Origin of the sequence: Bacillus mobilis, from assembly GCF_001884045.1 — a bacterium.
Classification (GTDB): domain Bacteria; phylum Bacillota; class Bacilli; order Bacillales; family Bacillaceae_G; genus Bacillus_A; species Bacillus_A mobilis.
Genome location: NZ_MACF01000121.1, coordinates 1 through 207 on the forward strand (window position 1 = coordinate 1; position 207 = coordinate 207).

Genomic DNA, 207 nt, shown 5'->3' on the forward strand with positions numbered 1-207 from the left:
TATGGTGGGCCTAAATGGACTCGAACCATCGACCTCACGCTTATCAGGCGTGCGCTCTAACCAGCTGAGCTATAGGCCCATACAAATTGCAGGATTTATTTATATCATATCCTCATTTAAGAGTCAACATTGAATTGAACTCTCAAAACTAAACGAAAACGAAACACGGAAACTTATATTGATGAACAGCGTTCATCAATTCTCCAT

The 207-nt window shown here is 40.1% G+C and carries 1 tRNA gene; it reads right to left on the reverse strand.

Annotated elements, in window-relative coordinates:
- Window positions 1-2: 2 nt before the first annotated feature.
- Window positions 3-79: transfer RNA gene (locus BAQ44_RS22495), tRNA-Ile, on the reverse strand.
- Window positions 80-207 lie beyond the last annotated feature (128 nt).